The organism is Microbulbifer maximicatervae (SeqCode) (genome assembly GCF_052466985.1).
This window is the reverse complement of record NZ_CP174298.1, coordinates 787,941-811,004: the sequence shown is the minus strand read 5'-3', so window position 1 is coordinate 811,004 and position 23,064 is coordinate 787,941. Positions and strand designations below refer to the sequence as shown.

The following is a 23,064-nucleotide window of genomic DNA, read 5'->3' as shown; positions in this document are numbered from 1 at the left end:
ATGGAATCAAGCTCAACGTGATACGGGGTATTTGAGCAAGCCATGAGAGCAATCGTTATAAAGAGTAAGAATATTCTTCTAGTCATGATTTACGGTTGCACCTAATCGGGATAGGGAGGCACCTCACGATGCCCCTCCTCCCACACCACCAGGCATACGGGTCACGTACCATGGCGGTTCAATTCTATTCCCCTTCCTATCTGCCAATTCCGGCAGCCCCAAGTTCCTAAAGTATCTATTTGGCAATGCTCTGTAAAGGGCAGGACTTTTGCTTAGCCTCCATGGTCCATGTGCTGATTTGGCCGTGTTCCACGCTAAAAAACGATCAACGCCCAGCCTTCTTAATCTGCGGTAACCACTACGTCCCCATTGCTTCCATAAATAACATCGCAACTTCCGCCTTATCCACTTGTCCAGATCTTTCAGAGGGCTCAGTACTTCACTGATGTCAAAGTACGCTTTCCAACCAAGCAGGGACTTCTTTAACTCTTCTATGATCTCAGTAAACTTACGGCCTCGTGTTCGGCGGGTGATCATTCTGATCTTTGCCTTCAATTTATTAATCGATGATTCTGATACCTTTATCCGGGCATCCTTCTTCAGCAATCTAAATCCTAGAAAGCTCCGCTTCCAGAAGTGATCCTCTGCACTCTTCTCAGTATTTACTGTGAGCTTCAGCTTACATTTGATGAAGTGCGTAAGGCTTACTTTTATCCGCTCTGCAGACCGATGACTTCCCACCAGTATTTGGAAATCATCGGCATATCGTACAAAACTGAGTTGCCGCTTGTGCAGCTCCCAGTCCAGTTCATTAAGCACAATATTCGCTAGAAGCGGAGATAACGGCCCACCTTGCGGGACGCCTTTTGTTGTAGCTATTACCTTGCCATCGACTACCGTTGGCGCTTTTAGGTATCGGTTTATCAACCCCAGCACATCAGCCGGTATTCCGCTTTGCTTCAGTGTTAGCATGAGCCTGTCATGATTCACTTCATCAAAGAAGGATTTCAAGTCCATATCGATCGTCCAGCGCTTTCCTTGCCGGACAAAGTTTTGGACCTGTCTAATCGCCTGGTGTGCCGATCGATTTGGTCTAAAACCAAAACTAAGAGCATGAAACTTCGGCTCCCATTGCTCACTGAGTATCTGTGCGATAGCTTGTTGGATCAACCTATCTTGCACAGTGGGTATACCCAATGGACGCAGGCCTCCATTGCCTTTTGGTATAAAGACGCGTTTCACCGGTTGAGGACGATAGATACTACTTAACACCTTTTGTCGGGTAGCAATCCAAGTCTGCTTAAGATGTTCCGGCAACTGTTTTACCGTCATACCATCGAGACCTGGCGCACCCTGGTTACGAGAAACTTGTTGTAATGCTCGAAACAGATTATTCCTATCTAGAATTCGCTGCATTAAAAGAGATGGGAAATTGGACAATGTATGATTAAGTTTCCAGTTTGATGTTCACCCAGAAAAAAAAATATTTTTTTTCCTGGCAACTCAGTTACTTGTCAGATGCAGTCATCAAGCTCTGCATTAATAATACTGTCCAGAATTGTTCAGGCCTTCAGTAGCACGAAATCTACCTACTATGCCCTCTGCTGACTTCTATGGGTCGGTCAAAACCAATCTCTCAGTTTTCAGTTACTCCATTAACAACCCATAGACCTCCCAGGGTAAGACATTTAACTTTCTTCACGTAGATGCTGGATTTATAAAACGTAGGCCAATTGTGGATGGAGAGCTTTATGGTCACGTGCCCACTGGCTCCGCCTACGTCACACCTCATATCCAGTTCTTGTTCATCACCCCGTGAATTTGCGTTGAGCTTCCTCCAGCCAATACCTCGCGACATTAACCTTGCCCTTTCGCTAACCTTCGGCTCCACGAATACCTGGTAAGAGGACTTTCACCTCTCTAGTTAAATGCCATGCCTGGCACACACGCTTTGCTAAGGGGCAGCCGAAGCATAGCGTAGGCTGTCCCGCGGAGGCCGCGCACTTTGCGGCCGAAGTGTATTTCAGCAACTTGTTATAAGTTGTTGCCACCATCATGCCCTGTGGTTAATGGTGTGATATACACCATAAAAATGGCACTTGCCATCGCAATCAATGGGATACTCACTATCGCAGCCATAAACCCAAAATACGCAAATACTGGCGCAAATAAGAAGAGAGCTAATGCTGTTGAAATAATGCCGATTACAGACGATGCATAGCTTACAGTGAGAATCTGTACACCGCACCCCTCGCAATGAAGAACGTCGCCATCAAAAATCAACTTTAACTTCGAAATCAATCGGAGTTTACTTACTGTACATTTAGGGCATGAGAGCATATTTGTTCTTGCGATTTATAACGCCTTTGGCAACGGCTGCTAACGGAGCGAACCTTTTTGCATAAAATGGCGCAGCCATGCAAAAAGGTTTGCGGAGTTAGCAGTCCAGCGCTGTAAGCGCGATGTTGCCCAAACTTGTTATATTGCATGCCGTGCCCGTAATGCTAGTGCTGTGATAAAACCAAATAGTATAAAAGTATAATGCATTAAAGCGCTACTTAGGGTGACCGCGCTTGCAATATATGTACTTATAAATGGAAAGCTTAAAATTGATATTGACAAACATGCACAACGTGTAAAGTTTACATTGCGCTTACCTATAAATAGCTTTGATATGAAAAAAGAGAGCGGCATATAGATGAAGAATGAATAGAGAATGTAACCAAAATATTGAGCTGTTGAGTAAGATGTATATACAGGAATACAGTTATTTGAATTTAAAGAATTACATTGAGAATCATCAATGTACTGGCTAGCAATGAAGTCAACTAGGTGCCTAGTCCATTCATCATAAATAAACCAAAATACAGCTACTAATACCCAAAGAGATAAACAAACTAAAGTAATTCTTTGTTGTGTCAGCACTTTACTTTCCTAATGAAATATAACGCCGCCAACACGAGCCAAAATGGAGCAGTAAAGCTGCGGAATGTAGGTCCAGCCAGCTTCGCTGGCGTTCGTGCTTGGCTTTGTTATGCATTTATACGACTTGCTCCTTGAAGAATTGCACCGTGTCACTTTGGTCGTTAACCACAATTAAGCAGCCGCAGGACGGACAGACCTTTTCAATTTTGGACTGAACAATGATTTGTTGTATGTCGGATTCAGTGACAGCTTCGTTATCAATGACTTCTTCAGGAACAACCAGAGACCAGCCGCTACCTGCGAATAGATTTTTATTGATCTTGTCTCCACAGAGACATATTACCCAACTGCTCACGATACCCTATTCACTCCTTGTGCATAACGCCGCTAGCACCGGCCGAAGCACGCAGTGCTGAGGTCCAGCCCGAAAGGGCGATGGTGGCTAGCTTTGTTAAATTTCATTGGTGTTTATTTTCACTATGCTTGGTTGGTTAAAGCTGTAAAGCTTACCAGAATTTACGATTTTACCATTGTAGAGAAAATCGCAAGTTACTTCCCCTGATTTCGAATGGCCCCATTCCCATGGGCCAAGTTGTTTGTAGGAACCATGAACGCCATAGCTATCGTGCTTCAAAAGCATTAAACCATTTTTATCTGATGAGACAGAGAGATTATTTATTTCTTTAGCCATTTCTTCACTTGGCCAAATGCTGTTTCCGATACAACTGGCTACAACGCCTTGCACAGGGGAGCCATCAGTATCGTGAAATGTAATCTCGTATTCTCTTCCTGGTAAGCCTCCATCCCAGGTTACAGTTGCACAACCTGATAAGAAAAAAATTATAAAAAGAAAAATGATCTTCATGGTTACATACAATTTAACGCCCGCATTTGCGGCTGGCTTGGAGCGCAGCGGAAAACCAGTCCGACAACATGCGCTTGTTAGCTATTTTCATAGACTTTACAAAAATCTGTAAGTTCTTTTGCATACGCTGAGGTTTTACTATCAGCGTGATCTAAATAATCCTTGCAAAGATTACACCCTACAAAGGCTGCTTCGCCAATTTCCGGAACGAACCTCCAGGTACGAGCGCAAATATTTACAAAACAGAGTAATTCTCGAACTAAGGGTGCACCTATTGTTTCTAAGGAGGATATATCCTCAGTTTCAATTATGTATATTACACAACGTATAACACTCGGCGTACAAGAATAAACGGTTCCTTGATGGTATGCAGAGCTATAAAGAAAACCATTTACAGCGTCGTCTCTATCATCTTCATCATCACCTATTAGATTAGCCAGTTCTTTAGGCGCATCTATTGCCGGCCCATAGGCATGAACTAAATTCTTCCAATCAATAGAATCAATTAAGCTCGTATCCACGCGATATCTTCCTGTATTGCTAACGCCCGCAGCATGCGCGGCTTTGAAATAAAGGCGAAGCCGAAATGGAAAAGCTGTCGCTGTGCCTGCGATTGTTATGTGGCAGCCTCCCCATCAGCTTGTGACCTTGGTGAGATATAGAGTTGTAGTCACTAACTATTGTCTGAACTTCTCGATTTACCATACACCAGGCTCAAGTAAGCTACCGGCCAAATGAGGGGGCCAATAATGTACCCTTTCAAGATAAGCGTGTAGTTGGTTTTTTCCTTTATCCAATCACCAAATAGGGCAAAGAACAAGGCAATTGCCATAAAACTCAAAAAGTACATCAGGAAAGCTTTTACTACTGGATGTACGGATTTAATCTGCATTGAAAGACCCTAGACACATAACGTTGCCAACAGGGGCGGCCGAAGCAGCGCGTAGGCCTTCCAACCCAGCTATCAGCTGGGTGAGCCTGCTTGGCCTCGTTATGTGTTTTCAATACCTGCCCATGACTGGGCGTTTACTAACTTGACCTCTACACTAATATCTTCAAATTCTGGAGAATAATCTTCAATATGAATAAAGTCAGTAGAAATTTTATTACCTGACTCATCTTGAAGCATCAACTCCAGATCATCTCTCTTTTGATAATACTCATCATATTGCTCGCTGGCGAATAGCTAAAAACACTTTTCACTTTTTGATAGCCAGGACATTGTATAAAACGTCCTTGAACCATGCCCACACCTAAATCAGCATGCTCCAGTCTCGATTGACCTATGTAAAAATCTTTTGAGAGTATGTAGTAATTCATGTGGTCACATAACGCCGGCCACACAGGCGAGCGCTTTCAGCGAGTCCAGCCAAATGCGTTTTTTGCATTTGGCGATTGTGCTGGCCCTTGTTAACTGCGGTCATCTTCGAAAGCTTCCGCGTTGAGGGAATATGCAAGTTCAGAGCATATTGACATAGGAACCCCGCTGGTCAGTAGAACACCATTCTCCAGGCTTATATTGCCAACTTTATCCCCGCCTTCTAGATAGAAAGCTATGCCTTCACCAGAGAAAAGAACCTCCTCATTGGTAAAAGGGTTAGTTCCTTTCTTATCAGGAGCTTGCTCGAGGGCTTGATGACTGGAGATTATGCTACTCCATTGAGCAAGCTGTATATCACCATCGCTTTTGATGATTTTGCCGAAGTCCATTTTATCTCCTGGAAAGTTAACGCCGGTAGCAAAGGCGAGCGTTAGCGAGTCCAGGCCGCGTTTTCTGCGGCCGATTTTGCCTACCCTTGTTAAGCGCTGATGTCGGATACATTACTAAATCCTGCCTTTTCGATTATGCTGGATAAAACACCCATCATTGGCTCGTTAGCTAATAGCTTGTTCTTACCCGAAAGCATTTGAATAATGGATCGAGATTTTGTAACTATAACACGCCACTCGCCATTATTTTGGCCCTCTTCGGATGGGAGCCCTCCAAAGCCTACATAATAATTATTACCTTGAAAGGAACAACTCATCTCCCAACCCCAGTCCTCCTGATAGATATCCTTAACCTCAACCCCCAAGAGGTTTGAACCAGACAGCAGCATCCTCACCAAAGCAGCACGGATTAATAAAATTATCTCTCTCCTCGGAAAGATTAAATCTGTCAGTTTCAAATATTATTTCTTTCATGGGATCGCTTAACGCCCACAGCACGGGCGGCCGAAGCGCAGCGTAGGCTGTCCCGCGGAGGCCCGAAGGGCCAAAGCAGCGTGCCTGTGATTGTTAAGAGTTATTGGCACCATGTTCCTGATTCCAACAAAAGCACACAAATAAGTAGTAGCTACCAAATAGGGCGTATATCCACATAATTGTAAACCCCACGTGATCTATAGCACTACTACCAAATTTGGAATACAACAAAAATACCAAAAGTGAAGCAAAGAACGAGGTGTTCAGAATGACAGTACCAATAAAGCGCGCAACACCAAATCTACTCCCTTGCCTTGGGCAGAGAAATGTAAATGGAAGCCATGCAAATTTCTTAGCATGAAATACATTCATTATTTTAATAAACTCACTCATAACTCGATCTTTCGATTATGACTCTTAACGCCGCAAGCAGCTGCGGCTTTGTAGTGGATTGGTTTGCGGTAGCGTAGCGTTAAACCGCAAAACAAGGAACGAAAAAACCGTCAGGCTGGCTTGTATTGTTATGGCCTAGCATATTCGAACTTGGATACATCTAGCTGTTGAGATTCCAAATTTATTAAAACTGTGTAGTAATCAGTGTATCAAATATTGCCCCTAGAAAAGCCTTCAGTCGAAGAGATCTTTACTATGAATAGATCACTGGAAAAGGCATCCAATTTGTCGAAAGGCGTGTTTTCTGATCGATATATCTCATGACCGACAAATACAGAAGAAAGATCTACACTTTTTAGTTTTACGAGCTGCTCTTTCGGCACCGAGAAAGTAAGAGCACCGACATTTATTTCAGCTTTTGAAACACTGCGACTACCTTCGTGTAAAGAAATGCTGACCTTAAATGAACCGTAAGGCATAGGCAGCGATCCACTGAGATAGTTTTCATGAACTTCAGCAACTTCAGTTTCACTAGATATAGCAAGTTGTGAGAAAACCAGTAAAACTATAGCGAGATATTTGTTCATAGTTACCTTAGCCATAACGTCTTTAGCATGCGAGCGCTTTTTGTGGGGCCGAAAGGCGGAACGAAAAGTGGGTCGCGTGCCTGAGCTGGTTAAATACTTTTACCATAACGTTTTTTAACATAGTATAACGCATTAGATGATAACCAAACCAGTATGAGTTGAATAAACATTTCACAATAGGTTAAGTCATACGAGGCCTCACCATCCACGTGGATAAACCAATGTAAGAAAGGAATGGGACCAACGAAGCCTTGATAAAACCAAAGCTTCCACCAAACGATAGAAGCAACAAACAAGCCCAATAAGATCAGTAATTGTATTCCTGTAGTCTTGTTTCCTTTCTTCATTTAATTCCCAGCATTTAACGAGACTGTAGAAAAACAGTTTTAGAAAAAGCTGTCACTCCTCAGGCTCCTCTAATTTAAATTTCGAGCTAAATTTAGCTATACCACCAAATTTCTTTCATTGTATTAAATTTAGGCGTCTTGACGCCCTTAATTCATCCTCAATCAGTGAATACTGCCACATCTCATCAACTTTTCAATGTTATGTACCAAGCAGAACATCTGCCATTGTCCCTGAACCTTACTTTTTCCTCGTAGCGAGAAGCGATTTAATCGCTTGTTGGTACCAATGTTCCCAAACACAGGCTCAACAACAGACATTCGATGCCCATAAATGGTCTTGCCTTCGATACTATCAACCCGCTTTTTCATCCAGTCAGTGGCTGTCCGTCCGTTTGTCCAAGTTAGGGATACTTGCCTTCCATGTCCTTTTCGAGAGTCAGCAGAATCTGGGTTTCGCATGCACTGTTTTTTAAGGCTGCATTTCCTGCAGTCAGTGAGGCGCCCTTCGAACAATAGTTTTTTCTTACCTTCACTGACATGCTCTTCTTTTAACAAAAGCATGGATTTTCCTGCAGGACAAATACAGGTTTTCTTTTTCTTGTTGAATGTAAATTCACTAGCTGGGGTAGTCTTCTGGACATTAGCCCTACCTTTTTGATTGCGCTTGCCATACTTGGTTTTTTGCGTTGTAAAAGCTTTATCTCGTGAACGGAATTTATTATCAGGTATGTAGGCATTGATGCCGTTCTCTCGCAGGTAGTTGTAGTTAGCGTCGTTGGAGAATCCAGTATCAGCAGTAATGATGACCTGTTTGGCCAAGATGTCTTCATCTATTCCTATATTCTGATAATGGCAACTGATGCCATCAAGAATAGGTTTCAATGTATGATGCTCCTGGCCCTCTCCAAAGGCCTGGGCCTCAACAACTATCTGATGCTTCCTATCAACTGCGGCAACACCGTTATAGCCCTGAATGGTTCCCTTGCTGGTAGTCATCTTAGCTGATTCATTGTCCGTGATATTACTTTTCACTTCTTTAGGTTTTTTACCTTGCCCCATCCTGGGGGAGTGATTTTTTAAGAACTGATCAATTTTATCAAAGTGTTTCTGCAGCGTATCCGCCGCTTTAGCTACCGCTTGCTTTCGCTCTTTTTCTTTAGGTTTCCTGCCATCCAGCCTCTTGTGCTCTTTGAGGCAATCTTTGATCTTCTTGCGAATTTTTTCCTGCTTCTGTTCTAGCTCTCTAAAAGTCCCCGAATGTTCTTTGCTGGCATTGGATGGCATCTTGCATCCATCTATTGCGAAAAGTTCGTTGCCAAGCAGCCCCTGCTGATCGCAGACCAGTAACACTTGCTCAAACACCGACTCAATCGCATCAGGATAACTGCTTACGAAACTTGCAATACTAGTAAAATGCGGAACGGTATCGCATGACAGTGCTTTGAAGAGGATATTATTCTCACATTGCCATTGAATTTCACGGCTTGAGGTAATGCCTTTTGAGTAAGCAAACAATGTGATTTTCAGGAGGATAGCTGGATCATAAGCGGTTCGCCCGCCGCTATCATTTTGATATTTTTTATGGAAGACAGAGAGGTCGATATGGTCATCAATCAAATGATGAAGTGTAAACTCAAAGGTTTCAGGTTGTAGTTGTTCTTCGAAATTGATGACGACCATTGCATCTTGGTTGTAATCGTAACGTTTGAAATTGGGCATATGGATAATCTCGACATCAAGACCTCCATTTTAACAAAAAAGCTACTTTTTAAGAGTTTTTCTACAGCCTGAACGCCCGCAACAGGGGCGACCAATGCTATGCACATTTTGTGCGAAACTGGGAGCGCAGCGATCCGCACAAAATGTGCATAGCGTTGGGTGTCCCGTGGAGGTCCGAAGGGCCGGAGCATCCTGCTTGCGTTTGTTATGAATTTAGCACGCCACTTCACGAATCTCTTCAATTGCAGGTAACCCAGAAAAAATGCCGACTAGCCCAGACACATAGGTAGTCTTACCAATACACCTTTCCATCTCGGAGTGAACGCTGCCATTTCTAATTGCTGTGTCGGAGAATAACAGTAAACTCAATACGTTAGCTGGAGGCTGTGTCTGTAAATTAATATGATCCTTTGATGGGATTAATACTAAAACATTGCCTCTAGGCGGTTTGTACATATAACCGACAACTTGAACATGCTTGCCATAGTAATTTTCAAACATACCGACAACCATAGGCACATCTCCTCGCATAAACCCACCGGACGGCTTATTGCTACAAGCGGTCAGCCCCAAGAGAACTAGTAGTAGTATTGATTTAGTATTTCTCATGAATTCATAACGCCCGTGTCACAGGCTAAATTGGAGTGGAGCCTTTTGGCATATAATTGCGAAGCAATGCCAAAAGGTGTAACGGAAATTTAGTCCTTTGTGCACACGCTTGTTATGTGTTTTGCACGAAATAGTATAAATTGCCATATTCTCTCGAATCCGATTTCTTTATTTCTTTGGCCTCAATAGCTTCTCTCAACCATTGTTTAATGTCACTTTCTTGTACGTTGGGATATTTCTTTCTACGAGTACTAATGAAGCCGCATAGTCTCCACTCATCAAAGCCATCAATACGTCCATTGGCACCGTAGTCGAAGTCAATTATATCCATCTTGCTAATGTGAACCATACAGCCAACCCCATGAAAGAAGTATTTATGCTTACCTCCAAGCATCCCGACTTGTTCAATTGGCGGCCCCCAATTGTGAGGCTCGTCAGTTTCAAGATACTTCTTCAGCAGCCCGTTGGCTTCTTCGACTTTTTCTTGGAAGTCGGAAATTATTCTTCGAAGCTCTGTATTCATGATTTACACATAACGCTTAGATAACCTGCACTGCAGGCGGTAAAAAAAATGACCTGGCATTGAATTTAGGCCGAACTAAAGAGGCCCATTCCTGCAGTGTCTGGTTCATCGCCATGTTGTACATTCCCGCCGGCACTATCTTGCCGAGCCGCCCCCTTTATAAAGGAAATTCCTTTTTTCGCCTTAGACCACACTCTGCCAGTCAACTTTGTAGATTCATGGCACTGCCCACACTCTACCATCAGATCTTGGATTTGCAATCCAGCTGGGAGTCGTTGATCTTTCATTAAACCCACTTGATTACTACATAGATTGTGCTTTTTCTTATTACACCCAGCATATAATCCATAGCTCCGTACCATGTGTTTTCCTATTGGAGGTATGTGCTGCAAGACACGTCTTAAGAACTCTTCAGGCTTTAATCTTAGTCGCTTGCGTCGCTGGTCACGGTGATCAAAATAACGAAATTCCAGCCCCTTATGATCCACGTTTAATATCTGCTTTGGCTTCAGCGGGCCACCTTTGATATATCGTGAAAAATACAAAAGCACTCCTTGTCCATGCTCATATCGATCCTGAATACGAACTGACCATTCTTTGCGATAGCAAGCCTTAAAGAGAATATCAAACTGGCCAATGGGCCAACTGGGAGGCAGCTTGATTAGCCCAGCACGATACTGCTCTAATAACAGCGTTTGAAACTTTCCCCTATAAAGACTCTTAACCACTCGCACAGGTAATAAATACTCACCTGTTTCTTTCCACTTTTCTCTTAAAGTCAAACCGCCAGCGGTGATCAGGCAGTGTATATGAGGGTGTAAAGTTAACTGTCTTCCCCAAGTATGTAGAGCCATAAGCATCCCGGGAGTTACTCCGTGATAGTCTTTACTCGCCATTAATTCAAACAGGGTTTCTTTACTCGACAAAAAGAGTATATCTGTAAGCTTCTCTTCGTTGTATTGCCATAACGGCAGATACTCATGAGGTATAGTAAAGACCACATGAAAATGTTCTGTATCAAATAATTTACGACGCTGCTGATCAACCCACTGGAGCTTTTTTCTGCCTGAGCAGAGGGGGCAACTTCTATGCCTACAAGAATGATGCTGTTCAGTGACATGGTTGTGCTTACAACGATAATAACTGCTTCCCATCGATTTTGTACGGCATTCTTGTATCGAGGAGATAGCCTTTAAATTTTTTAGTGGTTGCGCAGTTTTAGATAAATAACCACTGTACGCAGAAAATATATTTTGCAATACCCGGTTATGCATTTTCTAAAATGCCTCTTATAATTTAAAAGTGGCACCACTCCCGCGCAGCGGGTTTGTACAACAGTTAATTCAAAAGAAGCGTCTTTATATCACCCTTCTATATAATTCTACTCACTTCTTTCAAGATAACCTCAAAAACCCAATAATATCAAAAAGTTAAGAGCTTTGACATAATTCTCAACAGGTAGATATAAAGCAGGCGCTATATATCTACCTGCTTTTTCTGCTCTTTATAACATTATCAACCCTATAAAAATCAAAGAGATAGTTCGTCACCCCCAGAAATAGGAGAAGCTTCTCTTGAATTCTGATATATAGAGCAAGCCTCAACTGTCTTAACCGCCTTTATTCCCGGGTAACTAACCGTGCGCTTAGTCTCAAATAGCTCTATCGCTCTTACCTGGCTTACGCTGCTCAATGACAGGCTCCGTCACCTATTCATCACCTGCTATCTTGCTTTAGGCAGCAAAGCTGAAGCTGGGGGAGGAAGTGGTTATGTCTGCCATGTGCCGTTTAGCCCTTTTGGCAGTAGTTTTTGTAGATCTGATGGGTCAGGGATTGCTGTTCCCGATCATCAATGAATTGGTTATGTCGACAAAATTCCAGTTCCTACCTACTGATACGCCACAATCAACTCGGCACTTGTACTATGGAGTTGTGATCAGCAGCTTCTTTCTGGCGTGGTTTGTTGGGTCCGTATATATCGCCAAACTGTCTGACAATATTGGACGCAAAACTGCCATGGTGCTGTGTTTGGTGGGGGCCATGGCCGGATACGCTATCACTGTCCTCTCTTTGCTAAGCAATAGCCTTTGGCTTCTTATTCTCGGACGAGTGATCAGCGGCTTTACTGCGGGAAACCAACCTATTGCTCAAGCAGCAATGATTGATGCCAGCCAAAGTGAGCTGGAAGCCTCCAAGAACCTAGGGTTATTGGTAGCCGGAATGAGTGCTGGGGCTGTAGCTGGACCGATTATGGCAGGAGTCCTGGCAGACAGGGAGCTATTGGGGAGCATAGCCAGTATCCAACTACCCTTTTACTTTGCTCTGGTACTTGTCGCTATTACTTTGTTTTTGATCCTGACCTTTTATCACGATACCCGGCAAGCCCCGATGCAGCTTAGGCTTCGCTTTCTGGATCTATTTACTCAGTTTATACATCTGAAGGACCGTCCTCGGGTTGTCCGACTTTGCCCTGCCTATCTCTGTTTCATGCTGGTGCATCTCAGCTTTTATATATTTATCACAAACTATTTAAGCAGTAGATTCCAGGCAGGCCTGCTAATAACCAGTATGGCCATGCTGACTATGGGTATTGCGGTGGCAATTTCCAGCCTCTTTATGGTCAAGCCTGTTTTGTCCCGCTGGACTAAACCCCTGGTAGTTACAGTTTCCGCCTTAGTGATGGGCGCGAGCGCGTTAGTCTTCGTATTCAGCAGCCATATTTGGCTATGTTATCTCAGTGTGTTCTTCGCGTACCTTTGCTTTGGGCTCGCTTACCCCGCCCTCTTGAATATATTTGCCAATAGTGTCGATGAAACGGAACAGGGTTGGGTGATGGGAATAGCTACTGCGGGCTTCACGCTGGTAGCAAGCTTGATTTCGCTCGCGGGGGGCATGGCGATGGAAGTTGATATCCGCTTACCGTTTTACATTACAGCAGCTGCATCGATATTAGTATTTGTTTTAATCCGGTGGAGCTGGCGCAAGCTCCCTGGCGTAGCAAAGTGAAATACGGGGTAAATAAGTAACTGACCTACTCTGCTAGTAATACCAGACATGGGCCCTTCAGGGTAAGCTGAAAGGCCCATAACTTTAAACCTCGCCCCTCATTAGTTAATGAATCGCCTGCTCTCTAGCTAATCCACAGTCTACAGGGTTATTTACCTCCACACTTAAATCTAGAATACGGGCGATCCACCATATAAATGGCTCAACCTGACCGCTTAAGGTGCAACTACCAGTGCAAATACCATCAAGCAGCGACTGAACATCGTGAAGCCGCAAGGCCGTGACAGACCTCTGGTTTCTAAGCGTTACTGAGCAAAAAGAAACGTCATTGACCGAGAGATCGCTCAAGGTTACTTTGCCACCATCAATTAAAATCCTCACCGGCTCAAACTGTTCAGTAACACTCACGGACAAGCACAAGTTGGGCACGGGGCTGGATAGTCGATTGATATATTCCTGTAGGAAGTTAGAAAAGGTATTTGCCCACTCACCAATTTCAGCGAGGGCTTGCCCCAAATCCATAGCTTCCTCTTTTGCTTCCTGGGATTGAGCATCAACCTCTTTTTCAGCCTCAATAAGAGCTTCCACGGTCCTATCAACATCCTCCCTCGTGTGAGCTGCCGAGCAGATCAACCTCAGGCGGCCACGGCCGCTCTCAACTATCGGGTAAGTGACAGCCGAGGTTTGAATACCGCGCTGATAAAGCGCTTGGACTATCCCGTATAGTTTATCTTTAAAATGGGGCGTGATAATAGGCCCATCACCTGTTCCCAAGTCGTATCCGGCCTGCTCAAATTTCCGGCGCATATAGCGGGTCGTATCCCACAATCGATCGCGCAGTCCATCGTCAGATTTAATCCGACGCAAGGCAGTCAATGCGCCTGCAATATCTGCAGGACTGATAGAAGCCTGAAAGATATATGCCCTGGCTGAGGACCTCAGCAAGTCAACGTACTCCTTACTCGCAGCAACCACACCCCCAAGGCTACCAAGCGACTTACTGAGTGTTGTCATAATAAAATCAACTTGATCAGTAATACCTTGAGCCGCACAGATACCGGCACCACGCTCACCATAAAAACCGAATGAGTGTGCCTCATCAACTAAGGTCAAGGCGTTGTATTTCTTTGCTGCACGCACGATTTCAGCTACCGGTGCAGCACCTTCCCCCATACTGTAAACGCCCTCGAGAACCACTAGCGTGGTTCGGTAGGGAGACGCTTCAGATTCCAGCACCGACTCCAGATCAGAGGCATTATTGTGTTGGAAAGTTCTAATTTTGGCACCACTGAGACGGGCCCCATCAACAATTGAGGCATGGCAAAGTTGGTCTATAACCACAACATCATCTTTACCTAATATTCCTGCCACCACCCCGACATTGGCCGTGTAACCCGTTGGAAACAAGCAGGCTCCTGACTTGCCTACCAAATCAGCAAACTCCGTTTCAAACTGGAGGTGAAGGTCCGTCAGGCCCGATGCCGCCGCTGAAGTGCCCATTCCTGTTCCGAAAAGCTGTACAGCGGATGAAGCCTGTTCGATAACTTCTTTATCTCTATTCAGGCCAAGGTATAGATTGGTCGTCCAAATAATCGCTTCCTGGGTATCATCGTTATAAACATCTGTAACAGTGCCGTGCGTCCCACTACCTGTCCGTAAAACTTTACTGTAAGGATTCCTCTTCTGATTGTTTGCCATGGCTATCACCGCCTGCACCAATTTACTTTTGTCAGAAGCAGACCAGGATGACGCCTTTGCAGCCTGAAAAGTTGGGTGGCTCAGCTGGAGCTGGGACTGGAAATTAGCCAGCGCATCAATTTCAGATTTAGCAACCTCATTAGCTGACTCACTACTGATCTTACCTTCCGTCAAATCAAGCATATAGCCAGCCAATAGCTTCGGCGTGGGATAATCGAAGATTGTCTGCGCAGATAGGGGGTGTCCAATGCAATGACTCAACCGGCTGGCCAATTCTAATGTTGTCAGAGAATCCAGGCCCTGCTTGTCGAAGGCTATCTCTGGGAACACAACCTCCGGATCTGGGTGGTTCATGATGGAAGCCATCTCACCGCGGATAATTGAAGTAAAAATTGCCTCGCTATCTATTGATAAACCTGCGAAGTGCTCGCCCATTCCGCTGCTTCGATTAATATCATCGTTTGCAGCCAAACTGCTTTCAGTTGGGACGACAAGCTCCGCTTCAAGGAGGGCTAATCGTTTACGATCCAGCTTATTGTTGGGTAGCAAGGGTAACTCTTGCAGGTGCTTGACAAACTGGGGGACCATATATTTAGGAAGGCGCTGTTCAAGAAACTCTTTTACTGCTACCTCGGTGATTGTCTTTTCGCTAGCAACAATATAGGCCACCAGAATCTTCTGCCCGGCCCCGCCATCAATAACGGTAGTAGCGGCTGCATCAACGCCCGGTAGAGACTCAATTGCTGATTCTATTTCTTCAAGTTCAATACGATAGCCCCTAATCTTCACCTGGCAATCAGCGCGCCCCAAGTATTCTATTTCTCCATTTGCTGTCCATCGGCACAGGTCTCCCGTTTTATACAAGCGCTGATCGGCAATTCGGGGGTTGGAGGCAGGCTGTATAAAACGTTCCTCGGTCAGATGCTCATCATTTAAATAGCCCCGAGCTAGCTTGTCACCAGACAAATACAACTCCCCCTCCCCGCCGGGAGCAACTGGCTGTAATCTCTCATCCAAAATATATGCGCGTGAACTTGAAACCGCCCTTCCAATCGTAATTTGGTCGCTATCGGGGCTAACTTCTGAATAAGTTGAGTAAACCGTGTCCTCTGTGGGGCCATAAACATTAACTATCCGCAATTGTTCAGCCCCCGCATATATTTGCTCGACCAGGGATTGCTTAAGTACTTCACCCCCAAAAATCAGGCAACGCACTCCCTGAGGCAATTTGTCTATCGAAAGTAAAGCCTGAACCGCAGATGGAACCGTGATACAAGTTCGCACTTGCTCTCGAAAGGGAAGTTTTGGCAGCTCCAAAATATTCTTCGACAATATAACTCGGCCGCCCAGAGAGAGAGTCCCGATAATTTCCATCACCGAGGGGTCAAAGCAAACTGAGGTCGAAGCCAAAACGCCTTCTAGCTCTCCATCGCTCAACAGCTCACTCATGGACTTACTGAGAGCGATAAGGCTTCGGTGTTCGATAGCAACCCCTTTCGGGCTTCCAGTAGAGCCGGATGTATAGATTACATAGGCTAAATCACTCGTTTTCGGCCTGGTATGTTCCGGTAGAAACTCCGGTGCCTGCTCTCGCAACTCATCAATCCATAACAGTTCTTTCACGCCAAGGCACAAGTTTGCGTTATCGTCACAGTCGACAATTGCTGCGGCAGCTCTGGAGTGCTCGAGCATATATCGCACCCGCTCTAGCGGATAAGTTGGGTCCAATGGGACATAAGCACAACCTGCACGCATTACGCCAAGTAGAGCCGCGACCAGCTCCCAGGATCGACTCATACAGACTCCAACCAAGGAACCAGGCTCAACTCCTCGATTTACCAACTCAGCGGCAATCCCATCGACCCGTTTCATCAGGCGAGTGAAATTTATTTCTGTGTTGCCATCGATAATAACGACCTGATCAGGATTCTTTAGCTTTTGTCTTTCGATCAAATCGCAAACTGTATCTCCTGATGATACAGCTCCCATTTCTCCCGATTCAAAATCTAAGGACTGGGCGTTATGTTTGTTTATTGAGCTGCACACTGAACATTACCTTTTATACTTATTAAAATCCGAAAACTAACTTTCAATTCATTTCTCTGTCTTTCAAATTTGGTCAAAATTTTCTGTTATTTGAATTACTTGAAAACCAGTTTCTATATTGGAAGTATGCCGGGAAATAATTTCATAACATTGAACTGGAGCAGTATTTCAGCTACCGCAGTTCCAGGTCATAAAGGAAAATTAAATGAAGGTGGTATTCAGGGAGATAGAAACGCAATTTGGAAACTGATAGTTAAATATCAGTCATAAAATTAAATTTCTGAGGAAAAAAGCCGGTAAGAAGATACCGGCTACTATTGAATTTATTTCTGTGCGATTGCACCGCTACGACCAAAACGAGCGATGATATTTTTCAATCTTGCAAACAACTGGGGAATATCTTTACCCATCATTAAATAGAGACAGGGTACCAATAACAATGAGATCGCTGTGGCTGCGAGTATTCCATAGCCCAGCGAGATCGCCATTGGAATCATAAAGCGCGCTTGCACCGAGCTTTCAAAGATCATCGGCATTAAGCCGCAGAAAGTTGTTATGGTGGTCAATACGATCGGGCGAAAACGCCGCGCTGCCGCTCCCTTGATAGCGCTTTCCAAATCAGCGCCATCATTTCGGAGACGATTGCTGTACTCAATCATTACCAGAGTATCGTTAATCACAACTCCGGCCAGTGCCACCATACCCAGCAGACTCACCATACTGAGTCCATACCCCATGCCCAAGTGACCAAGTAACGCACCGATCACACCAAAGGGTATCGCCACCATTACGATCAACGGCTGTACGTAACTCTTTAAGGGAATTGCCAATAGCAAGTACAGCACCGCCATCGCAAGGGCAAAGGTCATCGCCAGGCTTGCCAATCCCTCTCGCTCCTCCGCTTGGCGTCCCTCATAGGAAACACTTAGGCCGGGGAATTCGGCTTTCAATTGGGGGACCACACTTTCATTCAGCTCATTAATCACAAGCGTCGCTTGGTCACTGGGCTCCACATTGGCGGTAATCGTTGTAACCCTGCGGCCTGCCCGGCGATTAATCGTGGCATAGGCGCGCCCTTTATCAATTTTTACCAGATCTGGCAGGGGCATCCAAAGTCCATTGCTGGCCCGGATCATAATGCTATTCACATCATTGATATTGGCCCGCTCATCCTCAGGCAAACGCACCATGACCTTCACCTGATCCCGGCCGCGCTGTTGGCGCAGGGCCTCAGCCCCGTACAACGCTGCCCGCAATTGGCGACCAATATCCTCCGCAGACATACCCAAACTTTTGGCCGTTTCAGTCAGTGTAAGGTCCAACTGGGTTTTACCGAGGGAAATACCGGGATCGATATCACTGACATTGGGGAATTTCTCCAACTCATCCCCTAAACGTATCGCAGCTTGCTCCAAGGTATCCGTGTCGGTATGGCGAAGCTCCACGGTTAACGAGGAGCCAGCGCCGGGACCGCCACGGTCAGAAGCTGTTGTTGCGCTAAGGGCACCGGCAATAGGCCCCACTTCCTGGCGCCAGGCGCGAATAAACTCACCGGTGGAAAAAGGACGCTCATCTGCGGGAACAAAGAAAGCGTCCACCATAATCGCGTCATCGCCCATCAAACCGCGAATCCCCAGAAAGACCTTTTCTTTATCGTATTGCTCGAGCACCCTATCGGCAGCAGTAATAATCTGCGAGCGCGCTTTTTCCAGCTGGGATTGGGCCGTTCCGGTGGGAAAGGTGACGGCAAAGCGACCGGAGTCACGCTCCACCCTAGGCATCAAGGTGAAGCCCATACGGCCGCTAGCCGCATAGCCGCCAACCACCAGCAGCGCCGCTACCGCCACGGCAATAGTGGTGTAGCGGTGCTTGATACATATATCAAGGAAGGGTCTAAAGCGCTGCTGTACAAAACGATCCAATCCCCGCGCCAGCATTTTCTGCCGCGCGGCAAAGCGGCGCGCCCGGCGACTTTTATAGCCGCGACGAGAGTGGGCCAAGTGACCGGGCAAAATAAACAGGGCTTCCACCCAGGAAATAATAAATACCGAGCCCACCACAAAGGGAATCACACCAAAGATCTTGCCCATAAAGCCGGGTAAGGCCATCAATGGAAGGAAGGCGACAATATTAGTCAGAATCGCAAATGTGAGCGGTACCGATACCTGGCGGGCACCGGCAACGGCAGCCTCCAGATTGCTGTAGCCTTTTTGTCGCCACTCGTGGATATTTTCACCGGCAATAATTGCATCATCCACCACTATTCCAAGGGCGATAATAAAGGCAAACATACTTACCATGCTGATGGAAATATCGAGCCCAGGCAGGAATAGCAATGCCCCCAGGAAGCTGGTAGGAATGCCCAGTGTTACCCAAAAAGCCAACCGCAATTCCAGAAAGGCTCCGAGCACAACAAATACTAATAAGAGCCCGATAAATCCGTTCTTCAGCAGCAGGGTCAGACGCGCTTTGAAAATTTCCGAGTCGTCATCGCGAACTGTCAGGGTCACACCCGGGGGCAGGCCTGCCCTAACCTCATCAACGACTTCATGGGCAGCCTCACTGACACTCATTGGTGTCTGGTCGCCCACTCGGTAGATCTTAATACTGATAGCTGGCTCGCCGTTAAACACCATATTGCGCGCTTCTTCCTCAAGCGCATCGCTGATATTGGCAACATCCTTTAAATAAACGGCACCGCCACCAATACCTTGGGCAATAACAATATCGCCAAACTCTCGAGCCCAATCGCGGCGCTCGGTCACCCGGACCAATATCTCCCCCGCATCAGATTTAACACTGCCGCTGGGAATATCTACCGCTGCATTTTCTACGATGTTTGCCACTTCCAGCAGGGTAAGCCCATAGCGACGCAGATCGTCGCGGCGAATCTCGATCGCCACTTCCAAGTCCCGCATACCCCGCGCTTCCAACTGGGTAATACCACTGTGCGCTTCGAGCTTATCGTAAACCTGCATCGCCAACGCGCGCAGGTTTTGCTCGGTAAGATCGCCGTGTAATACGAGGTCCAGCACATCCCGTTTGCGCTCGGCCAGACTGACCTGGGGTTGCTCAATATCTGTGGGGAAAGTGGTAACGGAATCGATAGCCTGCTGAATATTCTGGTACACCAAGGCAGCATCAGCATCGCCTTCCAGCTCCAAGGTTAAAGAGGCACTACCCTCATTGGCCCTCGCGGTCATCTCTTTGATGCCTACCAAGCCCTGCACCGCTTGCTCGGCAGCCACCAGTACACCGCGCTCGACTTCCTCAGGGCTGGCACCGGGATAGGAAATGGACACGCTCACAGTGTCCAGGCTGAACTCCGGGAAAACTTCCTTTTTAACGATGGTCGAAAAAATCAAACCACCAATCAAGAAGACCAACATCAACAAATTGGCAGTTACGTGGTTGCGCGCCATCCAGGCGATGGCTCCCGTGCGGGTATCGACCTTATCTTTGGATCTATTCTGCTCAGTCATCTGCGCCCCCAGCGTTGGGTCCACCGGGGCCGCGTCTTGGCGGCCGTTCCGCAGAGGCAGCCGCATCTATCGGCGGACGCTGCTGGCGATTACTGTCTCCGGCAATTCGCACCGGCATGCCTTCAGTAACGGTTACCAACCGGGTCGTCACTAAGGCTTCTCCACCGCTGAGCCCCTGCTCCAGGACTGCAAAGTCGCCGCTCATATAGGCCACTTCTACCGGCAGAACCGTGGTGCGGTTCTCGCGAACCACCCACACATTGTTGCCGTCTTGCAACGCAGTAAGGGGGATTCGCACACGTTCATCCTCACTTTGGGAAACGATCTCTACTTTCGCCAGATCGTTGAGAAGCAGCTGCGGCTGGGACGGATCCTGGACGGAAAGCGGGTCTTCCAGCTCTACCAACACACTGGCGAGACGACCCTGCTCTTCCAGTACCGGGATAACCCGGACAAACTCACCGCGGCGGTAGACGCCCTGCGGCCACTGGCTGCCGTAAATTCGAACTTCAACATAACCGCGTCCGAGCCGGTGCAGTTGCGACGCGGGAACCTCAACGGCAATCTGGAAACGGTCGGCACTAGCGAGGCTGTAGAGAGTATCTCCCGGAGAGACGCGATCACCGACGTCGGCATCACGCTCAACTACCAGCGCATCAAATGGGGCGCGAATCTCGGTAAGCCGAAGATCGCGTTTAGCCAAGGCCACATTTGCCTCTGCGGATTTTACTGCCGCCTCTGCTGCTGCTCTCTGAGGTTCGCGCAACACCAGAGCCTTATCCGTTCCAGACAGGGCTGTACCAAGAAGCTCGTACTCCTCTTGAGCAACTTGCTGTTGTCCTTGCTCCTGCTGCAATTCAGCACGGCGTTCGGCGAGGGCACTCTGCGCAGTCATCAGGGCCAACTGGTAGGGCTCCTGGTCAATACGCAACAGCACCTGCCCTTTTGGCATTACGGCTCCGGGGCCCAGATCATAGTCGAGCCATTGCACCTGCCCCTGTACCTGGGGCTCCAACTCCGCTAACTCACGGGCACTCACTTTACCCAGCGCGCTCAGGGTTACAGGAAAACGACCCTGCTCAGCAACAGCTACATCGACTGTCGGCGGTGGCGATTTGCGCTCACCGCGACTGACCGACGGTTTTTCCCGCATCATCCAGTTGAAGGCCAAGAATGCCAACACCACCAAAATTATGGGGATCAGCAGGCGCCAATTGAGTTTCTGCAACATCAGTTATTTCCCTCCAGGTACAACTCCAAATCCACTGGCTCGGGGGCTGGAAGATCCGCCTGGGGGATCCCGCCGGAAAGCGCGCGGTAAAGTACTACTCGGTTTTCAATCAGTTCGCGCTCGGCAGACAAGATTTGTCGCGCCAAACTCTGTTGTTCACTCGTCGCGGTCAACACATTGAGGAAGTCGATGGTCCCCCGCGCATAGGCGCGGCTTTGACGCAGAACCAAAAGGTCTGCGAGACGCTCACGCTCTCGTAGATGGTTGAGTCTCTGCTCGATCAGGCTCTCTCGAATCAAGGCCTGCTCTACTTCAGACAAGGCTTCATTAACTGCACTGCGGTAGAGCGCCCAGCGCTCCTGCAGAACGGCGTCCTGTTGCTCCCGGGCTGATGCCAGGGCGCCACCATCAAAAATCACCCCCTCAATTGAGGCTGCGATGGCCAAGAGCCAGTTTTCAGTCACGTCACTAATTAAACTGGTGCCATTGCTGGCTACCGCAGACAAACTAAATACGGGCAGTCGATCTGCCCAGGCCTCATCGGCTAAGTGATAGCCCTGTAAAAGGTCTCGCTGTGCCTCAACAACATCCGGGCGGCGCAATAACAATTGCGATGGCACGCCGGTCTCTGGCAGGGCTGGTAAGGCCGGCAACCCGACCTGTTCGCGAATAATGCTGCTAAGTTCCTCGACATTGATACCCAACAGCACCGCTAACTGTACTTTTAGAGTTTCGGCATCCGCTTCCGCCTCATCCAGTTCCTGCTGTGACTGCTGGACCAGCTGCTGTTGCTGCAAAACATCGGCTGCACCTGAGACGCCGCGACCAAAGCGCAGTTCCAGAACCTTCAGGCTTTTGCGATTGATCTCCAGCTGTTGTTGCAGCAAATCCCGCTGCCCCCACTGCTCCCGCAACTCCAACCAGGTAGCTGCCACCTCGCTCGCCAGGGTCAAGGCTGCCGTCTGTAAATTCTGTTCCTGGGCCAGGTAAGCCGCCTCTGCTGCACTGGCACCGGCACGGACCCGCCCCCAAAGGTCCACTTCATAGCTGGCGGCGATACGGGTACTCCAACTATTGCCCTCCGCAGAGGGATCGGTGAACTCGCCGGAAGAGTAGCGCTGCTCAGTATTTTCAATACTGGCGGTCAGTCTTGGCCAAAGGCCCGATCGCGCTCCCCGCGCAGTGGCTGCGGCCTGCTCCAATCGCCAATAGGTAGCCTGAATATCCGGATTATCTTTCAGTGCCAGCTGTACCAAATTGTCCAACTGCGGATCTTCCAAATCTCGCCACCAGCGCAAACTCGGTGCGACGGTACCCGATGCACGAAAAGATTCTGGTAACCCTAAATTTTCATCGGGTTGAATGGTCTCAATTGGCTGCGAACTACAGCTGACAAGCAGCGGAACACAAATTGCCAAAATACGGTAAAAGGACAAGGAATATCACCGAA

The 23,064-nt window shown here is 47.1% G+C and carries 20 protein-coding genes; 1 reads left to right on the top strand and 19 read right to left on the bottom strand.

From position 1 onward, the window contains the following. Positions 1-123: 123 nt before the first annotated feature. From ltrA to ACJJI3_RS03515, 15 genes are all read right to left on the bottom strand, one after another. Positions 124-1,416 (bottom strand): group II intron reverse transcriptase/maturase, encoded by a 1,293-nt coding sequence (ltrA, locus tag ACJJI3_RS03585; RefSeq protein WP_444942540.1) that lies wholly within the window; start codon positions 1,414-1,416, stop codon positions 124-126. Positions 1,417-1,636: 220 nt separating this feature from the next. Beyond that, positions 1,637-1,858: a hypothetical protein gene (locus ACJJI3_RS03580; protein WP_444941031.1), complete on the bottom strand. Its 222-nt coding sequence runs from the start codon at positions 1,856-1,858 to the stop codon at positions 1,637-1,639. Between the two features lie 176 nt (positions 1,859-2,034). Then, positions 2,035-2,301 carry a hypothetical protein gene (locus ACJJI3_RS03575; RefSeq protein ID WP_444941525.1) on the bottom strand — a complete coding sequence of 89 codons (267 nt, stop codon included), beginning with the start codon at positions 2,299-2,301 and terminating at the stop codon, positions 2,035-2,037. Positions 2,302-3,040: 739 nt separating this feature from the next. Continuing rightward, positions 3,041-3,280 carry a hypothetical protein gene (locus tag ACJJI3_RS03570; protein ID WP_444933443.1) on the bottom strand — a complete coding sequence of 80 codons (240 nt, stop codon included), beginning with the start codon at positions 3,278-3,280 and terminating at the stop codon, positions 3,041-3,043. Positions 3,281-3,376: 96 nt separating this feature from the next. Continuing rightward, a complete protein-coding gene (locus tag ACJJI3_RS03565; protein WP_444941524.1) occupies positions 3,377-3,790 on the bottom strand; it encodes a hypothetical protein in 414 nt (137 codons plus the stop codon). A gap of 77 nt (positions 3,791-3,867) precedes the next feature. After that, on the bottom strand, positions 3,868-4,311 hold the full coding sequence (locus ACJJI3_RS03560; RefSeq protein ID WP_444941523.1) for a hypothetical protein: 444 nt from the start codon (positions 4,309-4,311) through the stop codon (positions 3,868-3,870). Between the two features lie 152 nt (positions 4,312-4,463). Continuing rightward, on the bottom strand, positions 4,464-4,682 hold the full coding sequence (locus ACJJI3_RS03555; protein ID WP_444941522.1) for a hypothetical protein: 219 nt from the start codon (positions 4,680-4,682) through the stop codon (positions 4,464-4,466). A 99-nt stretch (positions 4,683-4,781) separates the two neighbouring features. Further along, a complete protein-coding gene (locus ACJJI3_RS03550) occupies positions 4,782-4,919 on the bottom strand; it encodes a hypothetical protein (protein WP_444941521.1) in 138 nt (45 codons plus the stop codon). A 281-nt stretch (positions 4,920-5,200) separates the two neighbouring features. Then, complete coding sequence (locus tag ACJJI3_RS03545) at positions 5,201-5,500, bottom strand: hypothetical protein (protein ID WP_444917909.1); 300 nt, start codon at positions 5,498-5,500, stop codon at positions 5,201-5,203. 89 nt (positions 5,501-5,589) lie between these two features. Beyond that, the gene (locus ACJJI3_RS03540; RefSeq protein ID WP_444941520.1) at positions 5,590-5,958 is read right to left on the bottom strand and encodes a hypothetical protein; all 369 of its coding nucleotides are present in this window, start codon (positions 5,956-5,958) and stop codon (positions 5,590-5,592) included. Positions 5,959-6,576: 618 nt separating this feature from the next. Then, the gene (locus ACJJI3_RS03535; RefSeq protein WP_444941519.1) at positions 6,577-6,969 is read right to left on the bottom strand and encodes a hypothetical protein; all 393 of its coding nucleotides are present in this window, start codon (positions 6,967-6,969) and stop codon (positions 6,577-6,579) included. 494 nt (positions 6,970-7,463) lie between these two features. After that, a complete protein-coding gene (locus ACJJI3_RS03530) occupies positions 7,464-9,020 on the bottom strand; it encodes a transposase (protein ID WP_444941518.1) in 1,557 nt (518 codons plus the stop codon). Positions 9,021-9,233: 213 nt separating this feature from the next. Continuing rightward, on the bottom strand, positions 9,234-9,533 hold the full coding sequence (locus ACJJI3_RS03525) for a hypothetical protein (protein WP_444905956.1): 300 nt from the start codon (positions 9,531-9,533) through the stop codon (positions 9,234-9,236). A gap of 208 nt (positions 9,534-9,741) precedes the next feature. After that, on the bottom strand, positions 9,742-10,152 hold the full coding sequence (locus tag ACJJI3_RS03520) for a DUF6896 domain-containing protein (protein ID WP_444941517.1): 411 nt from the start codon (positions 10,150-10,152) through the stop codon (positions 9,742-9,744). A 65-nt stretch (positions 10,153-10,217) separates the two neighbouring features. Continuing rightward, complete coding sequence (locus ACJJI3_RS03515; RefSeq protein ID WP_444941516.1) at positions 10,218-11,426, bottom strand: IS91 family transposase; 1,209 nt, start codon at positions 11,424-11,426, stop codon at positions 10,218-10,220. A gap of 495 nt (positions 11,427-11,921) precedes the next feature. Here ACJJI3_RS03515 and ACJJI3_RS03510 point away from each other — a divergent pair, with 495 nt between their 5' ends. Then, the gene (locus ACJJI3_RS03510) at positions 11,922-13,157 is read left to right on the top strand and encodes an MFS transporter (RefSeq protein WP_444941515.1); all 1,236 of its coding nucleotides are present in this window, start codon (positions 11,922-11,924) and stop codon (positions 13,155-13,157) included. 105 nt (positions 13,158-13,262) lie between these two features. Here the strand turns inward: ACJJI3_RS03510 and ACJJI3_RS03505 are convergent, their stop codons facing one another. From ACJJI3_RS03505 to ACJJI3_RS03490, 4 genes are all read right to left on the bottom strand, one after another. Beyond that, entirely contained in the window at positions 13,263-16,808 is a 3,546-nt protein-coding gene (locus tag ACJJI3_RS03505) for an amino acid adenylation domain-containing protein (RefSeq protein WP_444941514.1), read from the bottom strand. 416 nt (positions 16,809-17,224) lie between these two features. After that, complete coding sequence (locus ACJJI3_RS03500) at positions 17,225-20,383, bottom strand: efflux RND transporter permease subunit (protein WP_444941513.1); 3,159 nt, start codon at positions 20,381-20,383, stop codon at positions 17,225-17,227. Next, entirely contained in the window at positions 20,376-21,614 is a 1,239-nt protein-coding gene (locus tag ACJJI3_RS03495; protein ID WP_444941512.1) for an efflux RND transporter periplasmic adaptor subunit, read from the bottom strand. The genes ACJJI3_RS03500 and ACJJI3_RS03495 overlap by 8 nt, the downstream gene beginning before the upstream one ends. After that, positions 21,614-23,050, bottom strand: a complete 1,437-nt coding sequence (locus ACJJI3_RS03490) for an efflux transporter outer membrane subunit (RefSeq protein ID WP_444941511.1) — start codon at positions 23,048-23,050, stop codon at positions 21,614-21,616. Before ACJJI3_RS03490 ends, ACJJI3_RS03495 begins: the two co-directional genes overlap by 1 nt. Positions 23,051-23,064: the final 14 nt, after the last annotated feature.